The sequence below is a fragment of the Aerococcus sp. 150760013-2 genome (genome assembly GCF_053627715.1).
The window spans coordinates 122,716-131,336 of sequence record NZ_JBSEYI010000005.1; the positions used below are offsets into that span (position 1 = coordinate 122,716).

Annotated in this window: 7 protein-coding genes and 1 tRNA gene; 1 reads left to right on the forward strand and 7 read right to left on the reverse strand. The window is 35.2% G+C overall.

All coding sequences use genetic code 11. From position 1 onward, the window contains the following. Positions 1-15: 15 nt before the first annotated feature. The 7 genes from ACUW85_RS04010 to ACUW85_RS04040 form a co-directional block, all read right to left on the reverse strand. Positions 16-1,383, reverse strand: a complete 1,368-nt coding sequence (locus ACUW85_RS04010) for an oligosaccharide flippase family protein (protein ID WP_182023272.1) — start codon at positions 1,381-1,383, stop codon at positions 16-18. Between the two features lie 37 nt (positions 1,384-1,420). After that, positions 1,421-1,493: transfer RNA gene (locus ACUW85_RS04015), tRNA-Arg, on the reverse strand. Between the two features lie 36 nt (positions 1,494-1,529). Further along, entirely contained in the window at positions 1,530-2,291 is a 762-nt protein-coding gene (locus ACUW85_RS04020) for a glycosyltransferase family 2 protein (protein WP_182023273.1), read from the reverse strand. 12 nt (positions 2,292-2,303) lie between these two features. After that, positions 2,304-3,413, reverse strand: coding sequence for a hypothetical protein (locus tag ACUW85_RS04025; RefSeq protein WP_182023274.1), 1,110 nt, complete (start codon positions 3,411-3,413; stop codon positions 2,304-2,306). A gap of 12 nt (positions 3,414-3,425) precedes the next feature. Next, the gene (locus tag ACUW85_RS04030; RefSeq protein WP_182023275.1) at positions 3,426-4,700 is read right to left on the reverse strand and encodes an O-antigen ligase family protein; all 1,275 of its coding nucleotides are present in this window, start codon (positions 4,698-4,700) and stop codon (positions 3,426-3,428) included. A 42-nt stretch (positions 4,701-4,742) separates the two neighbouring features. Beyond that, the gene (locus ACUW85_RS04035) at positions 4,743-5,912 is read right to left on the reverse strand and encodes a glycosyltransferase (RefSeq protein WP_182023276.1); all 1,170 of its coding nucleotides are present in this window, start codon (positions 5,910-5,912) and stop codon (positions 4,743-4,745) included. 140 nt (positions 5,913-6,052) lie between these two features. Further along, positions 6,053-7,219: a nucleotide sugar dehydrogenase gene (locus ACUW85_RS04040; protein ID WP_182023277.1), complete on the reverse strand. Its 1,167-nt coding sequence runs from the start codon at positions 7,217-7,219 to the stop codon at positions 6,053-6,055. Between the two features lie 172 nt (positions 7,220-7,391). Here ACUW85_RS04040 and ACUW85_RS04045 point away from each other — a divergent pair, with 172 nt between their 5' ends. Continuing rightward, on the forward strand, positions 7,392-8,507 hold the full coding sequence (locus ACUW85_RS04045; protein WP_182023278.1) for a glycosyltransferase family 4 protein: 1,116 nt from the start codon (positions 7,392-7,394) through the stop codon (positions 8,505-8,507). Positions 8,508-8,621: the final 114 nt, after the last annotated feature.

Here is an 8,621-nt window from a genome sequence, read left to right on the forward strand (position 1 = left end):
TAAAACAACTCAAAATTATTCTTCCATATTCAATATTTGTTGGAAAATGTCTTGTAATTCTACTCGCTTCATCACCAAGATAATGACTAAGAAAGCAGCGTAAACAAAGAATCCGAGATAAGTATTTAGTGTATTCGCAGTAAAGTAGAATACGAGAACGTGACTAATAATCAATAACCATTCATTCAAATCACCTTTCATGGCTGTAAACTCGCGTCTTGAAGCATACAGATACCATAAGAAGTAACATAAGGTAGTCGCCCATGCGATACCAGATAATGATTTAGTGATAAAGAATACGATGGCTACAAAAGCAAAGGCCAATACCGCATATAAAATTGAGTCGCGGATATATTTTCGTTCACTTCGTTTAGCCTTGTATAGATTGGCCACAACGATTTTTGAAATCATAATATATGGAATCGATACAAAGGTAATGGATAATAACTCGATTGAAGCAACGTAGTTTGGTAAGAAATACTCAATAATCCACTTAAATACAAAGAATCCTAATCCACCAAAAATACCAAGTAACAGTGTCAATTGTTTGATAACATTAGCAACTCGAGGTGAATCAGTCTTTGATATTAAATTATAAAAAACTAGAGCCACAGCGTTAACGATTAGAATAATAACGTTTAACACTGAGTTTTGGAATGAATATTGTGCGAATTCTTCAATTGGAAATCCCCAGTTAGCAATCCACGAACCAATATTCCCAACAAAAGTTAACGACATATTTGCTAACAAGATTAAAAATCCGACTCTAAAAATTTCAAATTTATCTTTTACAGTAAATTTGGGATTTAGTCCCAATTTATTAATAAAACGAAACTCATAGTAAATGTACATCAATACATAAGACAATACGTTCAATATGATATAGAATACGTAGTCTTCCGATTTAAAAATAAAAATTCCGATTAACAACAGTGCGATATAAGATACTGACCGGAACATTGATGCTACGGTAAATGTTTTAAATTGACCAACTGCTTGTAAAAAATTTGATTGATACGTTGTCACATTAGAAAAGAAAGTAACGATAGAAAATAGAATCAGTACCGGATCTTTTGTAATCAGAGATATTAGGAACATTACTATGAAAATGATGAACTGGAAAAAATTCGCAAAATTATGTTCATCTCTGATAACATTTTGGTCTAACTCATTTAATTCCTTACCACCATACTTAATATAAATCCCATCTGCAAATCCCAAATGAAAAAGGTAAGTAAAACTCAGGTACAATGTATATTGCCTATAAGACCCATATTGCGCGACAGTCAAAATCCCCGGCAAGATGAAACCAACGATAAAGCTGGTCCCAAAACCAACAATATTAGACATTGCAACGTTTAAAATGTTCTTTAAAGTCTTCATTTTTATCCTCACAATATTTTTGCTTTAATTTTGTTAACGGTCCCGAGAAGATTTGAACTTCCGACACCTCGTTTAGGAAACGAGTGCTCTATCCCCTGAGCTACGAGACCAGATAATGTAAGTGGATAGGCCACTTACATTCATCATTATAATCTTCTTAAAATCGCATTGACAACATAGGAAGCGAAATAATAACTTGCTTTTGGTAGTGGTAATTTTTCTAAATTGTAATAGGTATTCCAAGTACGTTTTAAGGCACCTACTCTATCACTTGAAATTGACCCTGCAACTTGTCGATAAGAATTTAAAGGTTGAGTAATACCAAAGGCTGAAATGCCCGTTTCCCGCATGATCTGCAACCAAGTTGCCGTATCTTGTCCTTTTCGAACAAGAGGCATCCGGAAATCACCAATGATATTTCGATCAATCATCACTGTTGAACAAGCAATAGCCGTATTTTTCAATAAACCAGTATAGTCTAGGGAAATGGGTACATTAGCTTTTTCTTTCAGCACTTGACCTGTTTCATCAACAAGGCGGAAATCCGTGTAAGAAAAGGCGATGTCACCTTTTTTCATGAAAGTGATTTGTCTGATTAATTTATCCTCATCCCACACATCATCTGAATCGACGAAGGCAATATATTGACCTTGGGCCGCTTCAATACCAGTATTTCGAGCTACAGCGGCACCACTATTTTCAGCTAAATTAAACACTTTAATTCGGCTATCTTCTGCTGCAAACTGTTCGATAATTTCCAGGCTGTTATCTGTCGATTGATCATTCACTAGTAACATCTCCCAATTAGCATACTCTTGGGATTGAACACCTTTAATCGTTTCACAAATGAATCGTTCAGCGTTATAGACCGGTGTTACTATTGAGATTAAATTGGATTGGAAAGTCATCTGCTTTGCCTCCTATTTCAAGTGAATAATCTTCACTCTTGATTCATACAACTTACTCAATTCAAATTGATTTTGATACCAATCTTTATCAGTAGTACCTGATTCAATAAAGATAATCACTTCTTCAGGTGCTTGATCTTCAACATTTAACTGGTTGCTCACAGGTAATTGTGCATTTGAGAAAGCTTGGATGATTTCGTTATCTGTCGTTTGCGCTAAGGCGATTCTACTTTTATCAGCTGGAATCATTAACCAGTTATTTAAGTTTTCTGTATTAACTTTTTTGCTATCTACCAACCATTGGTAGTCGTCAAAATCCCAAGTGTAATCATAAGCGTAGGTAATTTTATTACTGAAGAAATGTAAGATAAATAATACGGCTGTCGATAAAATCACACCTAGAACGCCACCTAAAACAGCATAGATCACTAATGAGCCACCAGTTTCTTGTGGTTGAAGTCCTGATAATGTCTCAGGCGTTGGAATCATAATATTCTCTTCAACAATTAAATCTTCACCTATATCTGGTGTAGATAAGAAAGTAATGTCGTAATTTTCATAAATTGGTACTTTGCCATCAACAATATATTGATAGATAGCTTCTGCAACAGCTAAGTTTTCTTCTGCAGTTTGACCAACTAAAACACGCATAGTGATTTCATCCGTAGAAGTATTTCGAACGGCTGCTAAACCACCACGAAAATCGCGTGATTTTTCCAGCCCAACATTTTCTTGTGCTTCTAGCGTAGCGGTAATATCGACCCCAGAAATTTCTTCTAATTCAGCCACAATATCTGGACGAGATAAGAATTCATCTAAAATAAATGAATTACCTAAAATTAACCCTTCTCGATTGATGCCCACAAAAGAGAATTCTGCTGGCTCTTGTTCATATACCGTCGCTAAATAGTTATATGATGCTTCGATTTCTTCTGGTGTTAATTCTGCATTCGCAGAGGTTTCAGAAGTAGCTTCACCAATTGCAGTGTTTTCAATGTAATTGGTTAAAAGCATCCGAGCGCCTAAGGTCAATCCCATGACAATGATTGCGCCGATTATAATTTTGATGATGTTATTGATGAAAAATCGCCATAGTTCAGCAATTATTGTTAATAAACTCATTTATTCTACCCTCTATTTCTTTCCAAAAACTTGTGCTTCCATAATACCAATGTAGGCAATAATTAATCCGAAGAATACCCAATGCCATTCAATTAACATATTATTAGCACTTGTAATACTTGCACCAATAAAAACAAGTAAAAATGAAATGAATGCATTCATAATCTTCTGGTGCATTCTATTGACAAATTTTTTCAAATTGAATAGACGATATATCATTAAGGCGTATCCTAAGACATAGGCGATAAATATGAAGGCACCATAGCCCACAAGTATTTCTAACCACCAATTGTGAATATTAAAGATATTATTGGTTGGTAATGGTCCAAATATCTCCATCCATACTCCTATATTACCAGCACCTACACCAAGACCGAAAGTCTTACCTAAGTACATTAATCCGTTTCGCCACATATTCATCCTACCCACATCTCCAGAAATTACTGGTCTAGGTAAAATATAAATTAAGTCAGTAACCATCCCTCTAATTGGTGGTACGAAAGTAAAAGCGAGTATAGCTAGTGTTAAGACAATACTTCCGGTAGTTAACACTTGCTTTCTTGTGAAATCCCAACGAACGCCTAACAAGACATATATACCGTAAAAGGCCAGTGCCATTAGTAAACTCATCCGTGAGCCAGATTGGAAAATTAAAAACGTTGATAAAAGCATACATAAAAGCGTTAATAATTTCTTCAAACTACTCTTCGTTGTATTCATGAGAATTAAGTTAATTGGTAATGTCGCTAATAATATTGTTGCATAGTCATTTTGGTTGGCAAGATAAGTGATTGGTATCCTCGTCCACGGTTGCGTCACGAAGGTCGAATATTTGTCTAATTTACCCAGATCGGCAAGTAAATAAATATTTGTAGTGATTTCAAATAATCCCCAAATACTTAAAAAGGTCATCATGACCCATACTGCTTTGATTAAAGTCCGCCATTGGACATAATCTTTAGTCCATAAAAAGATACCAATGATACTGGATAACCCTAAAGTCAATAAGACCATCGCTTGAAGCCAAGACCCTAGGCTCATCGCCCAAAGGACCGAGCATAAGGCCCACACCCACCAAAGTAGATAAACAGCTACCATTCCGGTAGCATAGGAATTACGGTGGATTTTAAAGGATTTTCTATCTTTAACTAAGAAAAAGATGACCATCGGTATCACTAATAGGGAGAAAATACGATAAATTGAAATCTGACCTACTGGTAAAGTAACTGCAATTAAATTGGATCCAAGGAAAACACTAGATACCAAAATAATAAGATATACTAGCAAGGTTTAAGCGCCTCCTTACTATTTAAAGCACGATAATGAATTTTAAAGTTGAAAGTCATTAATTCTCCCTACAAAGAAGTCCACATAAAGTTTTGCTGAAGCTTCATTAGAAAAGTGATTATTCTCTAAAGCGTCTAATCGATTTTCTAATGGTGGAATTGTTGTATTTGCCATCTGTTGTAAAGAATTAAGCCACGTTTGACCACTATCATCTAATTTACAAGTTGCGACCATTCCTAAAGCTAAATCTACTTCAGTAGTGATCGTATTCGACATAACTGTTGGCACACCAGCTCCTTGTACCTCTACAACAGTCGTTGGTAATCCTTCAGTGAATGACGGTAACAATACCACGTCTAATGCTGGATAGAACTCAGAGATAGGATTTATTCTACCAGTAAAAATAACTGTGTCTAGGATGCCTAATTCCTCAGCTTTAGTTTTTAAATCAGCTTCCGTATCCCCTGATCCAATTATAAGTATCTTAGCATTGATATTACCTTTCTTTACGGCTTTAGCAATTTCAAATGTTTTTTCATGATTTTTCACGGGGGTTAAACGACCAACATGACCGATCGCTACTGTATCATCAGCTAGATTATAGCGTTCGCGCCCAGCTTTTCTGTGCTCATCATAGCTCTCTTTTGACTTTACATATTCTTTGAGATCAATTGAATTTGGAATAACCATGGCATTTTCCAAATTTGTGTTGGCACCGAAAACTGATTTTATGGCTAAACGCCCACACCCTACAATATGTGTTGATAAATGAGTATTTAGCTTTTGATTTAATCCAAAAACGAATTGATCTTTCTTATTTTTAATCTTGTATTCATCTACCTTATGAGCATGAATATAAAATCTTATTACGCCATATTTTTTTGCTATACGGTAATAGGGAATTGCACGATAGCCTTCAATATGACAGTGAACTAAATCATAGGCCTCCTGTTCAAATGGTTTTGAAAAAGAAGATTTAAAGGCTTTGAATCCATATTTTTTTGGATTAACCAGACGGAAAATCCGACCGCCAGTCGCTTGAATCGCTTGCTCAAATTCTTCGCTACATTCATCATAGGTGGCCACATCAAAGGTCACATTATACTTAGGCATTTGCTTGGCTTTATTTAGAATAAACGAGGAGATGCCTCCACCAAAGCCACTCATCACATGTAAAATGCGTAATTGTTTTTTATTTTTCGCTTCTTGCATCTGATACTCCTCTCTGAGTTCTATTAACGCTCATTTTCAGAATCTTAACTATTATACTATACATTTAAAAAGTATAAACGGATAAAAAATAATGTATCTAGAAAACTCTAGATACATTGTTTAATCTATCCATTTAAAAATTAGTTGTTGTGGTAAACGTCCCGTGTAAATACTTTGTTCGGCACATCAGCTAATTCATCAGTCATTCTATTTGTAATAATAACGTCCGCCTTATCTTTAAAGTCAGCTAAGTCAGCAACTACTTGATAATTATCGTATGTTCCTTCTTTCCAAGTTGGTTCATAGATAATGACTTCTAGACCCTTTGCTTCAAGCTGACGCATGATGTCTAGAACAGCTGATTCACGGAAGTTGTCAGATGATGATTTCATTGTTAGACGGAAAATACCAACTGTTTCAGGTGATCTTTCAGCAACTGCATCCGCAATAAAGTGCTTACGTGTTTTATTTGCTTCAACGATAGCTGAAATAATGTTATTTGGTACACCTTCAAAGTTCGCACGCAATTGTTTCGTATCTTTTGGTAAGCAGTATCCACCATACCCAAATGAAGGGTTGTTGTAGTGTGTACCAATACGTGGGTCTAATGAAATACCATCAATAATAGATTGGCTATTTAAACCTTTCATTTGTGCATATGTATCTAACTCATTGAAGAAGGCTACACGCATCGCTAAGTATGTATTTGCAAACAATTTTACGGCTTCAGCTTCAGTTGGTTCCATAAACAAGATATCGATATCTTCTTTTTCAGCACCTTCAGCTAATAAGTTAGCAAATTGTTTTGCTTGATCAGTGTGGTCACCAACAATAATACGAGAAGGGTTTAAGTTATCGTATAAGGCTTGTCCTTCACGTAAGAACTCTGGTGAGAATAGAATACGGTCTGTACCTTTAGCTTGACGCATTTCTTGGGTAAAGCCAACTGGAATTGTAGATTTAATAATAATTGGCGCTTTAGTATCTTGTAATAAGACATCGTCAATTACACCTTCAACTGTTGATGTATCAAATGAATTTGTTGTTTCATCATAGTTAGTTGGAGTTGCGACTATCACAAAATCAGCATCTTTATAAGCATCCTCTTTATCAGAAGTTGCTCGTAAGTTTAAAGGTTTTGTTGCTAAGAATTGTTCAATTTCTTTATCCGCGATGTGTGCTTGTTTATTATTTAACATGTCTACAATTGTTGGGTTCACTTCTAACGCTACTACCTCATTGTTTTGTGCTAGTAAGATGGCATTTGCCAACCCTACATACCCTGCCCCCACTACAGTAATTTTCATTCAAGTATCCTCCTGCGTATGCATATATTTAATTTTTATATACTTTCATTGTAACACTTGTCATTAATACTCTGAAATAAATTATATCATACCTATACTTGACCAATATTTAAAAAAAAATTAAATAACCTTTTGGTATACTAGATATAGCATAAATTGAGGAGTTTTACCCATGAAAATCTTACATACTTGTTCTTACTATTCAACATCACCCTTGTTTCAGCAACTATTTGATCGTCAAGTAGCTGACGGACATGATATTGATGTATACGTCCCTATCTCAAATCAATTTCCAGAAGAACGGATTGCTTCTAAAGCGTCATATGCTCAAACTGTCCGTGTCTTCAACCAAATCGAGCGATTTTTCTATTTCTATAAGCAAAATAAAATCTATCGAGATTTAAAAAAACGCTATAAAACTGGCGAATACGACTTAATTCATGCACATTCCCTATTTACCAACGGATATATGGCCTACCAAATTCATAAAGAATATGGCACCCCCTATGTCGTAGCTGTTCGAAGCAATGAAGTAGCTGATTTCTTTAAAAAAGCATTTTGGTTAAGACCTATTGGTTTAAATATTTTGAAAAATGCCAGTCAAATTATCTTTATCTCACAAAATAATTTTGAGAATACCTTTGAAAAATATATTCCCAAAAAGCTCAAAAAAGAATTACTAGCAAAAACTTTGGTCTTGCCAAACGGTATCGATCAATTCTGGCATGAACATGCCTTTGAAAATCGCCAAGGGACTTTAAATGAGCCTTTAAAAATTGTTGCCACCGCAAAAGTTCAAAAGGCTAAAAACTTACTTACTTTAGCAGATTATGTTGCTACCTATAACCAGGATGTAGCGCCAGCTGAATTACATATTATCGGTCCTAATTGGGACCAGGGTATTTTTGATGAATTAATTAAAAAACAATACGTGAATTACCACGAGCCAATGGATAAAAATCAATTAATTGCTTTTTACCGAACGGCAGATATCTTTGCCCTGCTGTCTTCACCTGAAACATTTGGCTTAGTCTATGTTGAAGCCATGAGCCAAGCCTTACCAGTCATTTATACTAGTGGTGAAGGTTTTGATGGTTTCTTCCCTAACAAAAAGGTTGGTGTCTCTGTAGACCGTTTTGATGTAAATGCCTTTAAGGAGGCAGTTGACTATATCAAAAAATACTACCAAGAGATTTCCGCAAGTGCCTTAAAAGAGTCTAAAAAATTCCAATGGGATGATATTCATCAAGACTACATCGATATCTATAATAGAATATTACAAAACTAAAAAAATGTGCGTTGGTTGATTGAAACCCTACCGTTAAACTGAACAAATAAAAAAAGAGAGTTACGCTACCCACAAAAGATGATCCCGATAAGCTGTCGGGGTCATCTTTTTTAA